The 21,351-nt window shown below is 70.2% G+C and carries 16 protein-coding genes and 1 pseudogene; 6 read left to right on the top strand and 11 right to left on the bottom strand.

The features are described 5' to 3' along the window. Nucleotides 1-115 precede the first annotated feature (115 nt). Nucleotides 116-520 carry a coenzyme B12-dependent isobutyryl CoA mutase small subunit gene (gene icmB / locus NIE79_RS05325; RefSeq protein WP_030491849.1) on the bottom strand — a complete coding sequence of 135 codons (405 nt, stop codon included), beginning with the start codon at nt 518-520 and terminating at the stop codon, nt 116-118. Between the two features lie 485 nt (nt 521-1,005). On the opposite strand from icmB, the gene NIE79_RS05320 reads away from it, so the two are divergent. Together NIE79_RS05320 and NIE79_RS05315 are read left to right on the top strand one after the other, a co-directional pair. Further along, the gene (locus NIE79_RS05320) at nt 1,006-1,713 is read left to right on the top strand and encodes a M23 family metallopeptidase (protein WP_238677483.1); all 708 of its coding nucleotides are present in this window, start codon (nt 1,006-1,008) and stop codon (nt 1,711-1,713) included. 273 nt (nt 1,714-1,986) lie between these two features. Beyond that, nucleotides 1,987-2,757, top strand: a complete 771-nt coding sequence (locus tag NIE79_RS05315) for a M23 family metallopeptidase (protein ID WP_238677482.1) — start codon at nt 1,987-1,989, stop codon at nt 2,755-2,757. A 146-nt stretch (nt 2,758-2,903) separates the two neighbouring features. Here NIE79_RS05315 and pcrA read toward each other — a convergent pair whose 3' ends face one another. After that, the gene (pcrA, locus tag NIE79_RS05310) at nt 2,904-5,309 is read right to left on the bottom strand and encodes a DNA helicase PcrA (RefSeq protein WP_238677481.1); all 2,406 of its coding nucleotides are present in this window, start codon (nt 5,307-5,309) and stop codon (nt 2,904-2,906) included. Nucleotides 5,310-5,635: 326 nt separating this feature from the next. On the opposite strand from pcrA, the gene NIE79_RS05305 reads away from it, so the two are divergent. After that, complete coding sequence (locus tag NIE79_RS05305; RefSeq protein WP_238677480.1) at nt 5,636-6,025, top strand: chorismate mutase; 390 nt, start codon at nt 5,636-5,638, stop codon at nt 6,023-6,025. Between the two features lie 179 nt (nt 6,026-6,204). Here the strand turns inward: NIE79_RS05305 and NIE79_RS05300 are convergent, their stop codons facing one another. The 7 genes from NIE79_RS05300 to NIE79_RS05270 all read right to left on the bottom strand — a co-directional run bounded on the left by NIE79_RS05300 (nt 6,205) and on the right by NIE79_RS05270 (nt 14,477). Then, entirely contained in the window at nt 6,205-7,218 is a 1,014-nt protein-coding gene (locus tag NIE79_RS05300; RefSeq protein WP_308193137.1) for an ABC transporter ATP-binding protein, read from the bottom strand. Next, complete coding sequence (locus NIE79_RS05295) at nt 7,211-8,239, bottom strand: ABC transporter ATP-binding protein (protein ID WP_091406372.1); 1,029 nt, start codon at nt 8,237-8,239, stop codon at nt 7,211-7,213. Before NIE79_RS05295 ends, NIE79_RS05300 begins: the two co-directional genes overlap by 8 nt. A 26-nt stretch (nt 8,240-8,265) precedes the next feature. Beyond that, a complete protein-coding gene (locus NIE79_RS05290) occupies nt 8,266-9,234 on the bottom strand; it encodes an ABC transporter permease (RefSeq protein WP_238677479.1) in 969 nt (322 codons plus the stop codon). Further along, nucleotides 9,227-10,153, bottom strand: coding sequence for an ABC transporter permease (locus NIE79_RS05285; protein ID WP_238677478.1), 927 nt, complete (start codon nt 10,151-10,153; stop codon nt 9,227-9,229). Before NIE79_RS05285 ends, NIE79_RS05290 begins: the two co-directional genes overlap by 8 nt. A gap of 148 nt (nt 10,154-10,301) precedes the next feature. Next, nucleotides 10,302-11,942, bottom strand: a complete 1,641-nt coding sequence (locus NIE79_RS05280; protein WP_238677477.1) for a peptide ABC transporter substrate-binding protein — start codon at nt 11,940-11,942, stop codon at nt 10,302-10,304. 580 nt (nt 11,943-12,522) lie between these two features. Beyond that, nucleotides 12,523-13,209: a response regulator gene (locus NIE79_RS05275; protein WP_030337843.1), complete on the bottom strand. Its 687-nt coding sequence runs from the start codon at nt 13,207-13,209 to the stop codon at nt 12,523-12,525. Nucleotides 13,210-13,211: 2 nt separating this feature from the next. Then, nucleotides 13,212-14,477, bottom strand: coding sequence for an ATP-binding protein (locus NIE79_RS05270; RefSeq protein ID WP_238677476.1), 1,266 nt, complete (start codon nt 14,475-14,477; stop codon nt 13,212-13,214). A gap of 155 nt (nt 14,478-14,632) precedes the next feature. Between NIE79_RS05270 and NIE79_RS05265 the strand changes: the two genes are divergently transcribed. The 3 genes and pseudogenes from NIE79_RS05265 to NIE79_RS05255 all read left to right on the top strand — a co-directional run bounded on the left by NIE79_RS05265 (nt 14,633) and on the right by NIE79_RS05255 (nt 18,507). Beyond that, the gene (locus NIE79_RS05265) at nt 14,633-16,408 is read left to right on the top strand and encodes a PspC domain-containing protein (protein WP_238677475.1); all 1,776 of its coding nucleotides are present in this window, start codon (nt 14,633-14,635) and stop codon (nt 16,406-16,408) included. Further along, nucleotides 16,405-16,653 (top strand): annotated as a pseudogene (locus NIE79_RS33955) (hypothetical protein); the annotation flags it as partial. The gene NIE79_RS05265 and the pseudogene NIE79_RS33955, both read left to right, overlap by 4 nt. A gap of 600 nt (nt 16,654-17,253) precedes the next feature. Then, complete coding sequence (locus tag NIE79_RS05255; RefSeq protein ID WP_238677474.1) at nt 17,254-18,507, top strand: phosphatidylserine decarboxylase; 1,254 nt, start codon at nt 17,254-17,256, stop codon at nt 18,505-18,507. Between the two features lie 58 nt (nt 18,508-18,565). On the opposite strand, the gene NIE79_RS05250 is transcribed toward NIE79_RS05255, so the two are convergent. Both NIE79_RS05250 and NIE79_RS05245 read right to left on the bottom strand, forming a co-directional pair. Beyond that, nucleotides 18,566-19,516, bottom strand: a complete 951-nt coding sequence (locus NIE79_RS05250) for a CDP-alcohol phosphatidyltransferase family protein (protein WP_238677473.1) — start codon at nt 19,514-19,516, stop codon at nt 18,566-18,568. Between the two features lie 330 nt (nt 19,517-19,846). Next, nucleotides 19,847-20,827, bottom strand: a complete 981-nt coding sequence (locus NIE79_RS05245; protein WP_238677472.1) for an NUDIX hydrolase — start codon at nt 20,825-20,827, stop codon at nt 19,847-19,849. Nucleotides 20,828-21,351 lie beyond the last annotated feature (524 nt).

Here is a 21,351-nt window from a genome sequence, read left to right as displayed (position 1 = left end):
CTGTCGGTCGAGGGGTGGCGGCGGGGCATCGTGCATAGAGGGGCCGGACGTGTGAGGGGTGCGTCCGGCCCCTCCCCCGTGCCCAAAATCCGGTGACGCAGCAGATCGGCGTGCCTCAGGAAACCGGCTGGGCCACGTTCTGTCGAACCCACTCGACAATCGCCTGGGTGGTGGCGCCCGGCGTGAAGATCTTCGCGACGCCCAGCTTCTCCAACTCGGGAATGTCGCCGTTCGGAATGATGCCGCCACCGAACACGACGATGTCGCGGGCGTCCCGCTCACCGAGCAGTTCCAGCACCCGCCGGAAGAGCGTCATGTGCGCGCCGGAGAGCACGGACAGGCCGACAGCGTCGGCGTCCTCCTGGATGGCGGTCTCCACGATCTGCTCGGGGGTCTGGTGCAGGCCGGTGTAGACGACCTCCATCCCGGCGTCCCGCAGGGCGCGCGCGACGACCTTCGCGCCCCGGTCGTGGCCGTCCAGGCCGGGCTTGGCGACGACGACCCGAATCCGAGAGCTCATCAGCGCACACCTTTCACCGGCTTGACCGCCTTCACCTTAACGAACGGTAACCCGGCGGGCCCCGCCCGGGAAATCCGGGCCCTGCCACCGACAGTTACCCGGCGTGTCCACGTGGCAACCCGGAGAATTCTGGCCCACCCCCGTCCCGACCCTGCCGCCGCCGCGTCGCTGGCAGGGCCGGGGACACATCCCGGCGTCGTCCGGAGTCAAGCCGGACGACTCCGCCGGAACGGTCACGCTCGGCGACGAACGGGCAGCGACGGGGGCACCGTTCGGCGTCGCGATGCATGACAATCGTGGACGCAAACGGACAGATCGACACGCCAATTTTTCGGTCTAGCTTGTGACTCGCCTGGCTGTTGGCTAACGTGTCCACGGTTGTCATCAGGTCCATGGACGGGTGACGACGCGGTCAGCGGACGTTTCACTGGAGCCTCAGGGGACGCCCACCGGCCGCTTCGGAACCCCGACAACGGAGGGTGTGCGTGCGCCAGCGCCTGTCGTCTGAGCCCGATCGATATCGCGGTCGCCGCCGCGTACCCACCCCACCCCGCAGCCGTTACGCCGCTGTCGTCACCACCGCGTTCGTCGGTGCCGGCATCGTGGCCCTCGGCGCGAGCGCCCTGCCGGATGCCAAGGACGTCAGCCCGACGGTCCTCGACGAGCTCAAGCAGGCGTCGGTCACCAGCCAGGACGCCGCGGCCCGTTCGGAGAACGCCGACCGCGCCTCCCGGGACAGCCGCAGCAAGGACAGCGCCGAGCCCGAGGTCTGGCTGCTGCCGCTGCAGGGCTACGACTTCAACTCCCCGTACGGGATGCGCTGGGGCAAGCTGCACACCGGCGTGGACCTGGTCGCCGGCGAGGGCACGCCCTACGTGGCGATCCACGACGGGTTGGTCACCAAGGCCGGCTGGTTCGGCGGGTACGGCAACGCGGTGATCGTCCAGCACGCCGACGGCAGCGAGGCCATCTACGGCCACTCCTCCGCTGTGAGCGTCAAGGAAGGCCAGCAGATCAAGGCGGGCGACCAGCTCGGCCTCGTGGGTCAGACCGGCCACGCGTACGGCACCCACCTGCACCTGGAGATCCATGTCAAGGGGCAGCCGATCGACCCGGTGCCGTTCCTCCAGGAGCGCGGAGTGGACATCAAGCTGCAAGTCGAGGCAATCTACAGCGAGGTAGCCGCCGGCTGACGCTGTGTCACGACCGTTGACCGCCCGGATCTGTCGATCCGGGCGGTTTTGCGTCAGCCGGTTCTGGCGGATGTATCCCCTGTCACAGCGTCGACTGTGACCCACGGCACCCAGCAACATGATCACTTTTCCGGATGTAGCGCCGCACAGCGGGTCATATCCGGGCACCCGACCGTCAGCTCTTCGTCCGAGGGTTCGGTCCCCGCGCCTGCCCCTTCTCGGTCCGACACCAGTATTTCGAGGTCAAGTGCCCCTCGACTGTGAAGGTCCGCCGTGCAGGAAGACAGCCCCGTCCAGAACGAGAACACCCCCGACACCACCCAGACCGCGCCGCCGCGGCGCACCGGCCGGCGGAACCGCCTCATCGTGCTCGGGGCCGCTGCCCTGGTGGCCCTCGGCCTCGGTGGGGTCGCCGTCGCCACCAGCGGCACCGACCACCCGGCACCCGCCGCCGTCTCCCTCGACGCCCAGGCCCGAGCCGACAGCGCGAGCCGGGCCGACCGCTCGGTCCGTGAGTCGAGCACCCCGGTCACCCCCTCGCTGAGCCCGACACCCAGCCCGTCGGCGGTCAGCGCCAGCCCGACCCCCGCGAAGACCGCCGCCGCGAAGGCCAAGCCGAAGCCGAAGAAGACCACCAAGCCCACACCCGCCTGGGTCGACCCGATGCCGGGCGCGGCGGTCACGTCCTGCTACGGGCAGCGCTGGGGCACTCTGCACGCCGGTATCGACCTGGCGCTGCCCTCCGGTACGCCGATCCACGCCGCGGCAGCCGGCACCGTGACCCAGGCCGGCGATGCCTCCGACGGGTACGGCAACTCGGTCTTCATCGACCACGGCAACGGATACCTGACCCACTACGCCCACCAGAGTCGCATCGCGGTCACCGTCGGCCAGAAGGTGAAGGCCGGTCAGGTCATCGGCTACGAGGGCGCCACCGGCGATGCCACCGGCCCGCACCTGCACTTCGAGGTGCACCAGGGCATGTGGAACCAGATCGACCCGGCCCCGTTCATGCGGGCCCGTGGCGTCGATCTGGGCTGCTGAGGCGACGCGCCCCACGCCCCCACGCCCCGACGCCCCTCCGCCCCGCCGATCTTGCACTTTCTGCCCCGACAAAACAGGCATAACCGCCCATGCCGGCGACCGAAAGTGCAAGATCGGCGGGGTGGGCCCGCCCGGGCGCGACGGGGTCAGAGCTTGTCGACCGGGGCGTGCCGGAGCACCAGCCACATGGTCTGGTCGCCGAAGTCGATCTGCGCGCGGGCACCCGGGCCGTGCCCCTCGACCGCGAGCACCCGCCCCAACCCGTACCGCTGATGGTTGACCCGGTCGCCCGCGGACACCTTCGGCCCCTGCGGCAGCTCGCTGGCAGTGGTCAGCCGGCTGGCGTCCACGCCGAGCCGCTGCGCCAACTGGGCCGCCTTCGGCGTACCCCCGGTGAAGTTGCCACGCGCGCCGGGCGCGCGGTCCGCGCGGCCACCGACGCCGCCGCCCCCGCCGGCCCACGAGGTGTACGACCCCTCGGTGCGCTCCCAGTGCACCAACTCGGTCGGCAGCTCCTCCAGGAAGCGCGACGGCGGGTTGTAGGACGGCTGCCCCCAGGCCGAGCGGGTGACCGCCCGGGACAGGTAGAGCCGCTGTCGGGCACGGGTGATGCCGACGTACGCCAGTCGGCGCTCCTCCTCCAACTCGCGGGTGTCACCCAGCGAGCGCAGGTGCGGGAAGACGCCGTCCTCCAACCCGGTCAGGAAGACCACAGGGAATTCCAGCCCCTTGGCGGTGTGCAGCGTCATCAGGGTGACCACGCCCTGGTGGTCGGGGTCGTCGGAGGGGATCTGGTCGGCGTCGGCGACCAGCGCCACCTGCTCCAGGAAGCCGGCCAGTGTGGCCCGCTCGCCCTCCTCGCCCAGCGCCTCGATCCGCTCGGTGTACTCGCGGGCGACGCTGACCAACTCCTGGAGGTTGTCCACCCGGCCGGCGTCCTGCGGGTCCAGGCTCTCCTCCAGCTCGGTGAGGTAGCCGGAGCGGGTCAGCAGCGCCTCCAGCACCTCCTCCGGGGTGCCGGTCTCGGCCAGCTCACGGGCGCCGTCGAGCAGCGCCACGAAGTCGGCGATGCCGTTGGCCGCCCGGCTGGAGATGCCCGGCGCCTCCCGGGCCCGGCGCAGCGCCGCGCCGAAGGAGATCCGGTCGCGGCTGGAGAGCGCCTCGACACACGCCTCGGCGCGGTCGCCGATCCCCCGGCGTGGGGTGTTGAGCACCCGCCGCAGGCTCACCGTGTCGTCGTCGTTGACCACCGAACGCAGGTACGCGAGGGCGTCGCGGACCTCCTTGCGCTCGTAGAAGCGCACCCCGCCGACCACCTTGTAGGGCAGGCCGACCCGGATGAACACCTCCTCGAAGACGCGGGACTGGGCGTTGGTGCGGTAGAAGACGGCGACGTCGCCGGGGCGGGTCTCGTCGGCGTCGACCAGCCGGTCGATCTCCCGAGCCGCCCAGTCGGCCTCGGCGTGCTCGGTGTCGGCCACGTAGCCGACGATCTGCTCGCCGGCGCCGGCCTCGCTCCACAGCCGCTTGGGCTTGCGGGAGGTGTTGCGGTCGATCACCGCGTTGGCAGCGTTGAGGATGGTCTGGGTGGAACGGTAGTTCTGCTCCAGCAGGATCGTCCGCGCGTCGGTGAAGTCCCGTTCGAACTCCAGGATGTTGCGGATCGTCGCACCCCGGAACGCGTAGATCGACTGGTCGGCGTCGCCGACCACGCACAGCTCGGCGGGCTCCAGCCCGTCGGTGCCGGAGACCAGCTCCTTGATCAGCACGTACTGGGCGTGGTTGGTGTCCTGGTATTCGTCCACCAGCACGTGCCGGAACCGCCGGCGATAGCTCTCCGCGACGTGCGGGTGGGACTGGAGCAGGTGCACCGTGGTCATGATCAGGTCGTCGAAGTCCAGTGCGTGCGCCTCACGCAGCCGACGCTGGTAGAGCGTGTACGCCTCGGCCAGCGCCCGCTCGTTGGGCCCGGTGGCCCGCGCCGCGAACTGCTCCGGGTCGACCAGCTCGTTCTTGAGGTTGGAGACCTGGGCCGCCAGCCCACGTGCCGGGTAGCGCTTCGGGTCGAGATCCAGCTCGCGGGTCACCAACTGCATCAGCCGGCGGGAGTCGTCCGCGTCATAGATCGAGAACGTCGACTTGAGGCCGGCGTGCTCGTGCTCGGCACGCAGGATCCGCACGCAGGCCGAGTGGAACGTCGACACCCACATCAGGCGGGCCCGGGGGCCCACCAGCGCGGCGACGCGCTCCTTCATCTCACCGGCGGCCTTGTTGGTGAAGGTGATCGCGATGATCTCACCGGGGTGCACGTCCCGGGCGGCGAGCAGGTAGGCGATCCGGTGCGCGAGCACCCGGGTCTTGCCGGACCCGGCGCCGGCAACGATCAGCAGCGGCGAGCCGGCATGACTGACGGCGTCGCGCTGCGGCCCGTTCAGCCCGGCGAGCAGCTGCTGCGGATCAAGGCGCGCGGCGGCCGCCGCGGGTCGGTGCGGGCGGGCCGGCGCGGACTCCGGCGCAGGCGGGGACGCGGGAATGTCGAAGAGAGGATGCATCGCCCGACAAGTCTATGCCGCAGGCCGGACACTGCGCCTCTGGCGCTCGGCAGCTCGTGCCCGACGGCGCGCACCACCACCCCGTACGCCCACCGGCGGGAAAGGTGCCCTTCGCGACGCGGAATGCTTGCGCACCCGGCAACGACGTGGGCATACTCGACGGCGTGATCGTTGCGCGCTTCTACTTTTACTATGGCACCGGGAGTCCGGCTGCCGTAGGTCGCGCCTGATCGATTCAGACCTGCTAAAGCCCCGGGCTCCTGGAGTCCGGGGCTTTTTCCGTCCCAGGTTCCGGGCACCGGGCACCACAGTGCGAGAGGTACCCGATGATGACAGACGTGATGGAGCAGAGCGGCAGCCCGATCCGGCCGGGGCAGCCCGCCAAGCAGGGGGCTGAGCCGGCGGTGGCCACACCACCGGCGGGTACGGACGCCGAGCCGGCCGAGCAGCAGACCGGCACCCCGGAGCCGTCCGCCTCAGCGCGGATCGTGCAGATCAGGGAACGGATCGACGAGATCGACCACGCGTTGATCACGCTCTGGCAGGAGCGGGCCGCGTTGTCCCAGGAGGTCGGTGTGACCCGGATGGCGTCCGGTGGGACCCGCCTGGTGCTCTCCCGGGAACGGGAGATCCTGGAGCGGTTCCGGGTCGCGCTCGGCGCCGACGGCACCCAGTTGGCCCTGCTGCTGCTCCGCGCGGGCCGCGGCCCGTTGTGAGCCGCCGCAGCCCGCGCTGACCCGGGCCACGGCCACCTGGTGAGCCACCCCGCCCGCCGTGGGCGACACGGCCTGCTGACACCGCGGGGGCTACCGGGCGCGCGCGGCCGGCCCCGACTCAGGAACAGACGAAACCGCCTGCCGTCGTCGTGGCGACGGCGGCAGGCGGTTTCGGTGACTCACACCTCGTGGGTGGCGACGATCTCGCGCTTCTCCGCGAAGTGGCAGGCGCTCGGGTGGTCCGAGTCCCGACGGATCTCCAGCAGCGGGACCTGCTCGGCGCAGACGTCCTGCGCCTTCCAGCAGCGGGTCCGGAACCGGCAGCCCGAGGGCGGGCTGATCGGCGACGGCACGTCACCCGTGAGCCGGATGATCGTCTTGTTGTTCCGCTGGGTCGGGTCCGGCACCGGCACCGCGGAGAGCAGTGCCTGGGTGTACGGGTGGGTCGGTCGCTCGTAGATCTCGTCCTCGGTGCCGATCTCGACGATCTTGCCGAGGTACATCACAGCGACCCGGTCCGAGAGGTGGCGGACCACCGACAGGTCGTGCGCGATGAAGACGTACGAGAGGCCGAACTCGCTCTGCAACTGCTCCAGCAGGTTCATGACCTGGGCCTGGATGGAGACATCCAGCGCCGACACCGGCTCGTCGCAGACGATGATCTCGGGCCGCAGCGCGAGCGCGCGGGCGATGCCGATGCGCTGACGCTGACCGCCGGAGAACTGGTGCGGGTACCTGTTGATGTGCTCCGGGTTGAGCCCGACCAGGTCGAGCAGCTCGCGGACCTTGGCCCGACGGCTGCCCTTCGGCGCCACCTCCGGGTGGATCTCGAACGGCTCACCGAGCAGGTCACCGACGGTCATCCGCGGGTTCAGCGAGGTGTACGGGTCCTGCATGACCAGCTGGATCTGCCGGCGCAGACGCCGCAGCGCCCCACCGGACAGCTTGGAGATGTCCTGGCCCTTGTAGACCACGTTGCCTGCGGTCGGCTTCTCCAGGTTCATCAGCACCCGGGCGAGCGTCGACTTGCCGCAGCCGGACTCGCCGACCACACCGAGCGTCTCACCGGCGCGCAGTCCGAACGAGACCCCGTCGACCGCCTTGACCTGGCCGACGGTCTTCTTGAACACCACACCCTGGGTGACGGGGTAGTGCTTGACCAGGTCATTGACCTCGAGGATGTTCTCAGACACGGTTCACCAGCTCCTCGGCGAAGTGGCAGGCGCTGGCCCGGGCGGGGCCGACCTGCAGCAGCGGCGGGACCTTCTCCCGGCACACCGGCTGAGCCATCGGGCACCGCGGGTTGAACGGGCAGCCCGGCGGGATGTTCATCAGGTTCGGCGGGAGGCCCTTGATCGTCCGGAGCTGCTGCCCCTTCTCGTCGAGACGCGGGATCGAGTCGATCAGACCCAGCGTGTACGGGTGCGCCGGCTTGGCGTACAGCTCGTACACGTCGGCTTCCTCGACGATCCGGCCCGCGTACATGACAGCGATCCGGTCCGCGACGTCGGCGACCACGCCGAGGTCGTGGGTGATCAGGATCATGCCCATCTGCCGCTCGCGCTGAAGCTCGGCCAACAGGTCCATGATCTGGGCCTGCACCGTCACGTCGAGGGCGGTGGTCGGCTCGTCCGCGATCAGCACCTCAGGGTCGAGCGCCAGCGACATCGCGATCATCGCGCGCTGCCGCATACCGCCGGAGAACTGGTGCGGGTAGTTGTTGAACCGGCCCTTGGCGTTCGGGATCTTGACCTGGTCGAGCATGTCGATCGCGCGCTTCTTGGCCTCCGCGCGGCCCATGCCCCGCCGGACCCGGAACTGCTCTGCGATCTGGAACCCGACGGTGAAGACGGGGTTCAGCGCGGAGAGCGCGTCCTGGAAGATCATCGCGATGCCCTCGCCGCGAATGCGGCGGCGCTCCTCGTCGGACATGCGGAGCATGTCCTTGCCGTGGAAGCGGACCTGCCCACCGGTCACGAAGCCGGGCGGCGTGTCGAGGATGCCCATGATGGTCTGCGCGGTGACGCTCTTACCGGAGCCGGACTCGCCGAGCACGGCGAGGGTCTCCCCCGCGTCGACGTGGTACGTGACCCCGTTGATGACCTTTGCGACGCCGTCCCGGGTGCGGAACTCCACCCGCAGGTCGTCGACCTCGAGCAGGCGGCCGGAGGGACGCCCGGATCCGCCGGGTCCCGGCGCTGACTGCTCGGACACGAGAATGTCGGACAACTGGATCTCCCCTAGCGGAGTTTCGGATCGAGGGCCTCGCGGACCGACTCACCGAGCATCACGAAGCTCAGCACTGCGGTGACGAGGAACGCGGCGGGGAAGAACACCAGCCCCGGCGCGACCCGGACGAACTGCTGCCCATCACTGATCATGATGCCCCAGGACACCACCGGCGACTTCAGACCAACGCCCAGGAACGACAGGGTGGCCTCGGCGCCGATGAACGAGCCGACCATGATCGTGCCGTAGACCAGCAGCGGGGCCAGGCAGTTCGGCAGCAGGTGCTTGAGGATGATCCGGCCGGTGCCGGCACCCAGCGCGCGGGCCGCCACGATGTAGTCGGCCTCCTTGGTGGCGAGCACCGAGGAGCGCATCAGCCGCATCACGACCGGCCAGCTCAGCACGATCAGGGAGGCGGTCACCAGGCCCATGATCTGGGCCTTGCTGTTGCCGGCGCCCGACCCGTTGAAGGTGGTCAGGATGACGATCGCGCCGAGCACGAACGGCAGACCGAAGAAGACGTCGGCGATCCGGCTGAGCAGCGCGTCCACCCAGCCACCGCGGTAACCGGAGATGATGCCCATGGTTCCACCGATGAGCAGGGTGCCCATTACGGAGAGCACGGCGACCACGATGGAGGCCCGTGCGCCGTAGATGACCCGGGCGTAGACGTCACGACCCTGCACGTCGTAGCCGAACCAGCCATTGGCGGACGGCTTGTCGAGGCTGCGGGACAGCGAGCCGTTGACCGCGTCGCCCGGGGCGAACAGCGCCGGGAAGGCCGCCATCAACAGGAAGATCACGATCAGCGTGGCCGAGATCCAGAACAGCGGCTTGCGTCGCAGGTCCCGCCACGCGTCGCCGAGCAGGCCGCGCGGCTTGTCGTTGCTCTGCGGCTGGCCCGCGGTGGCGGGAGCGGCGGAGTCGGTGGGGTGTGCGCCAGGGGTGCTGACGACCGATGCGGTACTCGGGTCACTCATAACGGATCCTCGGGTCCAGGGCGGCGTAGAGCAGGTCAACCAGCAGGTTCATCACGAGATAGACCAGCACCAGGACGACCACGATGCCTACCACCGTGGCGCTTTCCTTGGTGATGATCGCCCGGAAGACCTGGCGGCCGATTCCGTTGATGCCGAAGATTCCCTCGGTGACGATCGCGCCACCCATCAGGGCGCCGAGGTCGGTGCCGAGCAGGGTCACCACCGGGATGAGCGAGTTGCGCAGCAGATGCACACCCACCACCCGGCGCATGGGCAGGCCCTTGGCGATGGCGGTACGCACGTAGTCAGCGCGACGGTTCTCCGCGATGCTCGTTCTCGCCACCCGGGCGATGTAGGCCACTGACGCACTGCCGAGCACGAAGCCGGGCACGATCAGCTCGGACCACCGCATCTCGGAGGAGACGGTCGGCTTGATGATGCCCCACTGCACACCCAGCAGCCACTGCAGCACGAAGCCGACCACGAAGACCGGCAGCGCGATCAGGAAGAGGGTGGAGACCAGCACCAGGTTGTCCAGGAAGCCGTTGCGCCGCAGACCGCTCAGCACGCCGGCGCCGAGGCCGATCACGGCCTCGATGGCGAGCGCCACGACGGCCAGCTTCAGGGTGTTCGGGTACGAAGTCAGGATGATGTCGCTGATCTCGCGCTGCGAGAACGTCTGACCGAAGTCGCCCTGGAGCAGGTTCTTCATGTAGTTGGCGTACTGCACGAAGACGTTCTGGTCGAGGTGGTACTTCTCGGTCATGAAGGCGATGTACTGGTCCGGGCAGCGACGCTCACCGCACTTGCCGGCGAACGGATCGCCCGGAACGGCCCAGACGAGCCAGTAGATCAGGAACGTCGTACCGATGAAGACAGGCACGAGTTGGAGCAGCCGTCTCAACAGATAACGGCCCATGGGGTGGTCCTCCAGACAGGGGGCGCGTCGGACGGCCGACACGGTGGTGACAACGTGCGAGTGGAGTGTTGTAACACCCAATCGCGGAACGGCCCCGGGTCGGGCTCACCGGATGTGGCGAGCCCGACCCGGGGTCAGACCGTTCGGATCAGAGCTCGACCGAGGTGATGTCGATCTCGCCGACGTTGTTCAGCTCAAGCTTCTTGATCTTCTCCGAGTGGCCGGACTGCTGACCGTAGAAGTAGACCGGGATGCTCGGAACGTCCTGGTCGACCTTCTCGACCGCCTTGGCGAACGCCTCGTGCGAGGCCTCCAGGCTCGGAGCGCCGCTGGCCTGCTTGGCAAGGGCGTCGACCTCGGTGCTGCTGTAGAGGCCGTCGTTCGAGGAGCCGTTGGTGACGAACAGCGGGTTGACCCAGTTCTCGACGTCCGGGTAGTCCTGCTGCCAGGCAGCACGGTACGGGCCGGTCATCTTGTGGGCGTTGATGTTCTGGCGGAACACCGCGAAGGTCGGCACACCCTCGGCCCGGGCGTTGATGTTGAGGTTGGTCTTGACCTGCTGCGCGACGGCGTCCATCCAGTCCTTGTGGGCGGAGTCCGCGTTGTAGTAGAAGACCATCTCACCGCTGAAGCCACCGGCCTCGGCGAGCAGCGTCTTGGCCGTGGCCGGGTCGAACTTGCAGGCGGTGCAGTTGCCCGGCTTGGCGCCCGGGGTCAGCGGGTTCGCCCAGCTGTCGGCCGGCTTGCGGGTGCCGAAGAAGATCTTGTCAGAGATCTCCTGCCGGTTGACCGCCAGCGACACGGCGCGACGCAGCTTCGGGTTCTGGAAGCGCTTGTCGTAGATCGGGAACGCGATGAACGCGGTCGACGGCGTGACGGTCGAGCGGCCCCGGTCACCGAGGTCGGTCTTCCACTTGTCACCGGCGAGCGCCGAGGTGGGGACAACCTCCATGAAGTCGAGGTTGTTGGCCAGCAGATCGGCGTAGGCCGCGTTGTCGTCCTGGTACAGCTTGACGTCGACGTCCTTGACCTTCATCTTGTCGCGAAGGTTGTAGTCGTCGAAGCGCGTCAGCTTGATGAGGGAGTTGTCCTCCCACGACACGAACTTCACCGGGCCGTTGGCGATCGGCTTGCGGCCGAACTCTTCCGGCTTCATGGTGAAGAACACGTCCGGCAGCGGCATGAAGGCGCTGTAGCCGAGCTTGGTCGGGAAGACCGCGGTCGGGGCGGCGAGGGTGACCTCGAAGGTCTGGTCGTCGATGATCTTCAGGCCGGACAGCTTCTCAGCCGTCGGCGCCGGGGCCTTCTGCGGGCCGTCCGGGCCATCCGGGTCCGAGGTGTAGGTCTTGTCGAAGCCCGCGATGTCCGCGAAGAAGGTGCCGTTCTGCGCGCCGTTCGGCGAGTAGGCGGCCCAGTTCCAGGCGTCGACGAAGTTCTTCGACTTGACCTCGGTACCGTCGTGGAACTTGGTACCGGCCTTGATCTTGATCGTGAAGACCTTGGAGTCCGTGGTGTTGATGGACTCCGCAAGCGCGTTACGCGGGGCCCCACCGTCGTTCGGGTACTCGACCAGGCCAGTGAAGAGCCAGTCGATGATCTTGCCACCGCCGGTCTCCGTGGTGTTCGACGGGACCAGCGGGTTCTCCGGCTGGACACCGTGGACAACGATCGAGCCGTCCTTGCTGGCGGCAGCGTCGCCGTCGCCGTCACCGCTCGAGCAACCGCTCGCGACAAGCGCGGCAGCCGCGCTGAGCGCGATCGCGCTCGTCGCCCGCTTCGAGACTCTCATTCCGAGGGGCCTCCTCTTTCTAACCAGGTTCCGTCGTGGGTTTCACGCACGTTTGGGGGTGACACCGCCCGACCACCCCGGGGGCGCGGGTCGCCGGGACCACAGGGAAGTTGGGGACACCCCTGATGTTCCGATCCGCCGGGCTCCCCACCAACGAGGCCTGACACGACGCAATCGACACAGCCACGGGCCGCCGAGATCGGCAGAATCGTGGTCGTGGGGCGTACGGAGTGCCACACACCGATGGTGAGGTGCTGCCACTGTGACACCCACTGGCCTCTTCCGTGAAGGTGCCGTTATCAAGCCGTTAGTTGCCCGCCGCGTTGCCGATACTTGAAAAATGATCATAAAACGCCCGACGTGGGCGTCACTGACCAGGAAATACGTTGCGCCACCCAGAGAGCCGGCCTCGGCCCGTGCGCAAGCCCCGAGGTCACCCGAGCCCGGTGGGACGTCCGTCACCACTCATGTTTCGACCCATCCGGATGAGGGCCCCTACGGCTACCCGGACACGATCACAGGCTGGGTGTACGAGGGCGCGCCGGACGTTTCTCTGATCCTCACCGGTGGCGACGCACCGTCACACGAGCCGGCGATCCGCCGCCCAGCGGGAGAGTTCGTAGCGATTGGACATCTGAAGCTTGCGCAGCACGTTCGACACGTGCGTCTCCACCGTCTTGATGGAGATGAACAGCTCCTTGGCGATCTCCTTGTACGCGTACCCCCGGGCCAGCAGCCGCAGCACCTCCCGCTCACGGTTGGTGAGCTGGTCCAGCTCCGGGTCTGCCACCGGCGCGTCCGGCCGGGCCGCGAAGGCGTCCAACACGAACCCGGCCAGCCGTGGGCTGAACACCGCGTCCCCGTCGGCCACGCGACGGATCGCGGCAGCCAACTCGTCCGGGGAGATGGTCTTGGTGACGTACCCGCGGGCACCGGCGCGGATCAGCCCGATCACGTCCTCCGCCGCGTCGGAGACGCTCAACGCGAGGAACTTGACCTGCGGGTGCGTACGCCGCATCGCCTCCAGCACCGCGCGACCGCCGCCGTCGGGCATGTGCACGTCGAGCAGCACCACGTCCGGGCCGACGGCGGCGATCCGGGTGACCGCCTCGGCCACAGTGCTCGCCTCGCCCACCACCTCGACGTGGGCGCCCAACTCCGCGCGCACCCCGGCTCGGAACATGGCGTGGTCGTCCACCAGGAACACCCGCAGCCGCTCGGGGCGGGCATCCGCCGGGTCGAGGTGCTCGGTCGACTGCTCGGCCATGGTCATCTGTTCCTCTCCGCTGCGGACGAGTCCCGGGAGATCGGCAGGATCAACCGGACCTCGGTCCCCTCCCCCGGGCCGGACCGTATTTCGGCCCGTCCGCCGTGCCGCTTCATCCGCCCGATGATCGAGCCGCGTACGCCGTGCCGGTGGTCCTCCACGGTATCCGGATCGAAGCCCTTCCCCCGGTCCCGGACGAAGACACTGACCTGATCCGGTTCCACCTCGGCGTAGAGCGACACGGTCTGCACGCCGGCGTGCCGGGCGGCGTTCACCAACGCCTCCCGCGCGGCCGCGACCAGTGCGCCGACCTTCTCGTCGGTCTCCCGGTCACCCACCACCACCGTCTCCACGCTGATCGCGAAGGTGTCCTCGACCTCGGCCGCGGCCTGTTCCAGCGCGGCGGCGAAGCGCTCGCTCGGCGAAGCCGTCGGCTTGTAGAGCCAGTTGCGCAGCGAACGCTCCTGCCCCCGGGCCAGCCGCTGCACGGTCTTGACGTCACCGGCGTTGCGCTGGATCAGGGCCAACGTGTGCAGCACCTGGTCGTGCACCATCGCGGCCAACTCGGCCCGCTCCTGCTCGCGGATGCGCCCCTCGCGCTCCGAGCGGAGCTGGCTGTACGTCCGCCAGAGGACCGGCGCGGCGACAACACCGACGCCGGCCAACCCGACCAACGCGAAGATCACGCCATTGATCACCGCGTCGAAGTTCTGTGCCGGCGAGTAGACGGCCGCGACGCCGATGATGCCGACCGCGACCAGCACTCCCCCGCCGATGAACCGGAGCACGAAGGCCCGCCTGTCGCTCTCCTCGACGACAGCGCCGAGCCAGGGCACCGGCATCGCCTCGCCCCACTGTCGCCGCCGCTCGGGCGCGGACTGGTGCCAGATGACCCCGGCGCCGACCGCGATGATGGCCACCAGCCAACCGGCGGTGCCCGCAGCGCCGACCGAGTCGAAGACCATCACCTGGATCAGCAGGACACCCAGCCCGATCCCCACGAACGGCAGGAGTTGGGCGACGTCCCGCCGGGGCGGCACCGCCGTGTCGCCGGGACGCAGCGGCACCACCGCCCAGAAGGCCGCGTAGAGCAGCAGGCCGAGCCCGCTCAGCCCGAGCAGGACCATGAACGCGACGCGCACCCGCAGCACCGAGATGCCGAGATGGTCGGCGATACCGGCGGCGACGCCGGCGGCCATCCGGTGCTCCGGGGCGCGGTAGAGGCGCGGGGGCGGGGTCACGATGCTGATCGGAGGCTCCCTGGTCACTGTTGCGGACAGGTCGAGGTCGGTGACTCGATCGTCACACGCTGCGGCGTCCGCGACCACGGGGACGCCCCCGACATTCCGGCCCCCGGATCTCAGGGTGGGGTCAGGGTCGGGTCCTGAGGTCGTTCGGGTGGACCGGGCAGCAGGATCGAAGCATGACCGAGGAAGCTGCCCCGCCGCCCCGACCGGGGTCGGCACAGCCGGGCGGTTCAGCACCGCCCCCGCCCACCACCACGCCCACCGACTGGACCGAGCCCAGCACCTTCGGTCCGCACGCCGGCACCGACGCGACCGCCGGCACCGCACCCGGCGAGCCGGCCGACCGCTACGCGCCGCCCACGGCGGACTACGGCCCAGGCCCGGGGTTCGCGGCGGGCACCGGCTACGGCCCGGGCGGCACGCCACCCGGGGCGGGTGGTCCCGGTCCGTCCGCACCGCAACCGCCGCTGGGCGGCACCGGCTTCACCTCGCGGTACGGGCTGGTCCGGCCGCGCGAGGGACGGTATCTGGCCGGTGTCTGCGCGGCGATCGGGCGCGCCACCAACACCGATCCGGTGCTCTGGCGGGTGCTGCTCGCGGTGCTCGGGTTCTTCGGGGGCATCGGCATCCTGGTGTACGTCGCCGCCTGGCTGATCATCCCGAACGAGGGCGACACCGCGTCCCCCGTCGAGTCCATGCTCGGACGCGGGCGCTCCAGCATGTCCCCCGTGACGGTGATCGTCCTGGGCATCCTTGTCGCGGCCAGCTTCGCGTACATCGTCACCGACGCCTTCCGCGCGGTGCTGCTCGGCGCGGCCATCCTGGTGGCCGGCGCGCTCCTGCTCAACCGGGACGGCCGCAACCCACGACCCGGCACCCCGGGTGGCCCGCCGCCGGCCACACCGTCCGGCTCGGTCGTCCCACCGGTGGCCCGGCCGCCCTACGGCGCAGCGCCGTCGACCGGCCCAGCGGCGACGCCGCCGATGTTCAGCACCGCTCCGGGGTACGCCACCCCGACGACGGGGGCGGCGCCCACCGTCACCATCCCGACGTACGACGCGCCGCCGACCACCGCGACGCAGCCGGTGTCCGGAGTCGGCCCGGTGTCCGGGCAACCGGCTGGCACGACGGCCGCCCAGCCCGGCTGGCCGAGCGTCGCGATGCCCAGCGCCGGCTGGCCGTCGGCACCGCTGAGCAGCGCACCCGCTGCCCCGGGCGGCTATCCGACCGCCCCACCGCCCTCCGGTTACCGCCCCCCGTTCGCGCCGCACGGCCCGTACGCTTCGCCGGCCCCGGCCCCGCCTCCTCCGCCGAAGCCACCGAAGCCGCCGAAGCGCCCCAAGGAGCGGTCGCCACTCGGCGCGGTGACCTTCTCCCTGATCTTCCTGGTGCTCGGTCTGGTCGCCCTGCTCGACCTGCTGGACGTCTTCGCCATCAGCGCCTCGGCGTACTTCGCTGCCGCTCTGGCCACGATCGCGCTGGGGTTGCTGGTCGGCACCTGGTTCGGGCGGGCCCGCTGGCTCATCGCGCTCGGTCTGGTGACCGCTGCGGCGCTGGGCACGGCGACCGTCGCCGAGTCCTACGACCGGATCCGGGGAGTCGACGGCGCGGTGACCTGGGCGCCCACCGACTACCGCGACCTGGCGGACCGGTACGAGAACAGCTTCGGTGACGCCGTGCTCGACCTGCGCGGGATCGACTTCGCGAAACGGGACAGCCAGGTGACAGTGGCCGTCAACTTCGGCAAGGCGACAGTGGTCGTGCCGCCGAACGTCGACGTCACCACAGTGGCCGACGTCAACGCGGGTGACGCCACGGTCTTCGGCAACCGCTCCGGCGGGTTGGACGGCCGCCTGCGGGAATCCACCGACGTCGGCGCGGACGGGCCCGGCGGCGGGACCCTGCGCCTCTACATCCATGTCAATGCCGGCAACCTGGAGGTGACCCGGTGAAGGCTCACCGCACAGATCTGGTGTCGTTCGCCTTCGGGCTCGTGTTCCTGGCCCTGTCCGCCTGGTGGCTGCTCGCCCAACTGCTCGGGCTCGCGCTACCGCCGGTTGGCTGGTTCCTGGCCGGCGCACTCATCCTGATCGGGGTCTTCGGGCTGGTCGGCGCGCTGCGCTCGGGTCGACCGAGCCCGCCGGAGCCGATTGCCGAGGCCGGAGCCGCCGAGGCGGTAGCGCCCGTCTCCGGCACGTCCGTCTCCGGCGTACCCGTCTCCGGTGCCGCCACGTCGACCTCCGGCGCGGCCCTGCCGGTCTGGGAAGCCGATCGGTCCACCTGGGACACTCCCTCCCCCGACCCGACGCTCATCTCGGACCCGATGCGCTCCTCGGACCCGACGCTCATCGCGAACCGGACGCTGGAGACGCCGACGACCGAGGTGCGGGCGGAGGATTCAGCGGCCACCGACGTGATCCACCCGGCCTGGCTGGCGCATCCGCCGTCGGAGCCACCGACCGAGCCCATCCCCGACCAACCCCGCGACGGCGACGGGGACGCGACCATCGGCAACCTCGCCCGTCCGGCCTCGTCCGAGGGGGACGAGCCGACCCGGTCAGACCAACCGGTCGAGGCCGTCGGCGACCGGCCGGGTGACGAGCGGGAGGGTCCGCGCAGGGAAGCCTGACCTCGGGCACCGTCCGCGTCGGTCCACCGCATCCCCACGGCGGTGCGGCCGGCGCGGACGGACGCATATGCTGGCTGGTGGAGATCTCGCCTCCGCCGGCCGGCCCGTCCCGCCCATGGCGGTCCCGCCGCGATTCCCGTCTCTACCCCCGTCAGGAGCCCGCCCGACATGACCCAGTCCCCCGCCGTGCGTACCACCGGCCGGTCCGGTCCGGTCCGCATCGGCGAGCGAGCCGCCCGTACCCTCGTCGCCGAGCTGGCCCGGATCAACGCCGCCAAGGCCGCCCTGCTGGTCGGGGTGACCCCGGACTCCGCGGTGCTGGCCGCGGCGGTCGATGCGCTGCTCCCCGGTGACCGGCTCACCGTGGTGCCCGCCGAGCCGTTCGGCGCCGCGGCGCTTCGCGAGCACGTCACCGCCCAGGGCCGCTGGGTCGCCGACCGGGTGAGCGTCGTCGACTCACTGGCCGAAGCCGAGGCCGCCGCGGTCGTCATCGCCGGTGAGGTGTTCACCGGCACCGCCGAGGCGACCCGCAGCGGCGTCGAGGGGTTGGCCAAGTACCTCACCGACGGGGCGGTGTTGAGCGTGGCGACCGTCGCCACCCCCGGCCGGACCGAGGGTGCCGCCGCCGAGCTGGCCCGACAGGACGCCCTCTACGGCGTCGGCGCCGATCTGGTGCTGCGCAACTCGCCGCCGGTGCGGGTCTACCGCCTGCGGTTCACCCCGGCCAGCCCGGCCACGGCCGACAGCCTGGCCCCCGCGTACCGGCCGTCGAGTGTGCCGGTGACCCGTGGCATGCACATCGACTCCAACGGCGTGGCGGCGGCGGGTATCGCGCTGGGCCTCGCGGCGCTGGCCCGGGTGGCGCGCCCGTCGTCCAAGCTGTGGCTGCTACCGGCCCTGGCCGCCGGGCCGGTCGCCGCGTTCTTCCGGGATCCCGAACGGGACGTGCCGGAGGACCCGAGCGCCGTGGTCGCCAGCGCGGACGGGAAGGTCCTGTCGGTGCAGCGGCTGCACGACGAGCGCTTCGGCGACGGCGAGTGGCTGCGGATCGCGGTGTTCCTGTCGGTGCTGGACGTGCACGTCAACCGCGCCCCGGTCGCCGGCAAGGTGGTGGACTACTTCGTCGCCGACGGCGGCTTCGTCAACGCGATGAAGCCGGACGCCGAGCACAACGTCGCCGCGTACACAGTGCTGGACACCGCGCGCGGCACTGTGGTGGTCGCGCAGCGGACCGGGCTGATCGCCCGCCGGATCGTGCAGCGCGCGCCGATCGGCGCGTTGCTGGCCAAGGGTGAGCGCTTCGGGCTTATCCGGTTCGGCTCCCGGACCGACGTCTACCTGCCCGCCGATGCCGCGGACCCGCTGGTCGGGCCGGGCGACAAGGTGGTCGGCGGGGCCACGGTCATCGCCCGCTGGCGCTGACCCCGCAAACGAGGAACGGGGCGCCGCTGTCAGCGGCGCCCCGTTCTGTCTGCTCAGATCAGGCGGTACGACGCTGCCGCAGCCAGAGGACCGGCCCGCTGACCAGGTAGCCCACCACGATCAGGGCGAACGTGAGCCGAATGTCGACCAGCGCGCCGATCACCGGGGCCAACCAGAGCCACGGCGGCAGCTTCACCAGGCGGGCGAGCTTGGCGTACGGGAAGCTGGAGACCATCGCGAAGGCCAGCAGCGCCACCCCGGCGACCAGCACCGCACCGGGCACCGGCAGGCCGATCGCCACGGTCACGGCGAGCACCGCAGCCGCCATGGTGGTGGGCACCCCGCAGAAGAACCGGCCGTCCTTCGGCGAGACGTTGAAGCGGGCCAGTCGGACCGCGGCACACGCCGCGACCAGGGCGCACGCCACCGCCGCCGCGGCCGTGGAGACGGAGCCGGCGAGCGAGGCGTAGACCACGACCGGCGCGGCGAGACCGAACGAGCACATGTCGGCCAGTGAGTCCATCTGTGCGCCGAACGGGCTGGCCACACCGAGCCGTCGGGCCAGCGCGCCGTCCAGACCGTCGAAGCCGACGCAGGCGATCAGGCAGAGCGCCGCGATGCGCACCTCGCCCTGCATGGCCAGGAAGATGGCGAGCATGCCGAGCATCAGGCTGGCCAGCGTGCAGGCGTTGACCAGGGCGAACTTCATCCGGCGCGCCATGGTGCGCTCGCCGGGGAGCAGCGGGATCGAACGGGCATCGTCGGCCTGCGCCATCGGCGGCATCGCCGGGCTGACCGGCATGACCGCGTCGATGTCGGCCCGGTCCAGGCCCAGTGTCGGGTCCACGCCCAGTGTCGGCCGGCTGAGCCGGTCCAGGCCGTAGCGACGGCGCTGCCGATCGGCGTACCGGTGCTCGGTCGGGGCCAGGTCGGTCGGGTGCAGGTCGCCGTCGCGGCGACCGACCCGGACCAACAGCACCTGGCGGGCGAACGTGCTGCTGCGGCGCAACCGGCCCGCCCAGCGACGCCCTGCGGGGCGCGGACTGTCAGTAGTACGACGCCGGCGCCATGGGGCTCTCGGCACGTTTCCTCCATCACCGGATCTGCTGACCGCCAGGTGGCGGGTGTCCGGCTGTCTCGTGCCGGACCTTGCATGGCCCGGCAGCCGTTTTGCGGAGTACACCATCGCATAGGGGAACATGGCTTGGCGATAGCTGCCGGCGGTACTTATATCTGGCTTAAACCGCTCGAACCGGTCGCTTGTTCCCATCCCGGGCTTCATCGCCCGTTTCCTCCATCATTCCCGCCTTTGACTGTACCGGAGGGTCACCAAGTCGGCTCACCGAGCGGAGTGCTTTCGGCCACTCTGTCCGATTGCCTCGGCAGCGATGTCGCTCAACGGCAGGTCAGCCGCCTCGGCTCCGGTGAACCACCCGGCCCGCGCCGTCGACCCGCCAGCGGTCTCGGTGACCACCGCGTCAGTAGGTACGTCCACCAGCACCCGATAGATCACCCGTACGCCATGCCAGTCCAGCGGCCGGCCCTCCGGGCCCATCGCAGCGGGATTGTGCAGGTTGTTGACGCCGAGAAGCTCCACGACCCGGCCCACCTGCCCGCCCTCCTCGACCAACTCCCGCAGCAACCCGGTGGCCGGCTGCTCACCGTGATCGGTGCCACCGCCGGGCAGATGCCACAGACCGGCCCCCGGATAGCCCTCCGCGATCCGAGTGAGCAGGATCCGCCCAGCAGGGTCGGTCACCAGCCCGTACGCCCCGAAGCGCAGCCGACGGTCGGGGTGCGGCGGCGGGAACAGGTCCCGCGACCGGCGCGCTCCCGGCGGCAGCGGGGTGACCGGCAGGCCGAGCGCCTCGGCGGTGAACGGGGTCAGCGGCAACTGCGCCACCTCCGCCAGTGAGAGCCAGCAAGCTTGATCAATCAGTCCAGCCCCCGCCTCACCCGACCCGCTTCCGGGCCGCGCGCTCTCCGGCCGCACACCCTGGGACAGTTCGTCGTCGGACAGCGCGTCGTGGGGCGCGCTGAGGTCGAACAACAGCCGGTCGGTATGCAACGCGACCTCGTCCTCCGGGTAGGTGGCCACATCGGCGACGACCGCGAGCAGCCGCGTCACAGTGACCGCCAGCCCAGCCTGTCCAGCGAGCTCGCGGACCACGGCGCGCTCCGGGTCCTCGGCATGCCCGACGGCACCGCCCGGCAACCGCCAGACCCCCGGAAACTCACCCTCCGTCCCGTCCCGAACCACCAGGACCCGGCCCGAGTCCCGCAATAGTCCGTAGGCCCCGACTCGCCGCCTGAATTGCACCTTCGCTCGACCCCCGCTTCGCACCCAGAGCTATTGATCATGAAGTTATCGCCGTCCATCCCGCGCCTGACGATAGCTTCATGATCAACGCGAGTCGGCGCAGGGAAACCCGCAGAACTGGACGAGCCGAGGCGTTCAAGTCGAGGTGACTGTTTCTTGACGACTTGTCCAATAGAGACCTTTTCGCCCTGATTCCAGGCCGCAGTCGCTTCACTCCTTTAGCCCGCATTGTGGAGTCCATTCGCATCACAGCAGTCGAACCGAACGCTGATCAACTCGGGTTCACGGAAGGCGCGGTATCCCAGCGCCCGGGATACCGCGCCTTCAAGGAACCCGAGTTGATCGAGCTGGAGGCACGGACCCGCAGAAGCCGGATGACCCCATGGGCGGCGCCGAGGAGACTCCCCGCCCACGACGCCCGGATGGAACCCCTCCGGCGTGTCCCCGAGCTCAAGATCGCGCAATATCCAGGATGTAGTGGCATCGGCGCGCCGGTGAGGCCCCTACATCCTGGTTCGAGCACG

The sequence above is a fragment of the Micromonospora trifolii genome, from assembly GCF_022229005.1.
Classification (GTDB): Bacteria; Actinomycetota; Actinomycetes; order Mycobacteriales; family Micromonosporaceae; genus Micromonospora; species Micromonospora trifolii.
Note: the sequence above shows the minus strand (reverse complement) of the source record. Positions and strands in the feature narration are given on the sequence as shown.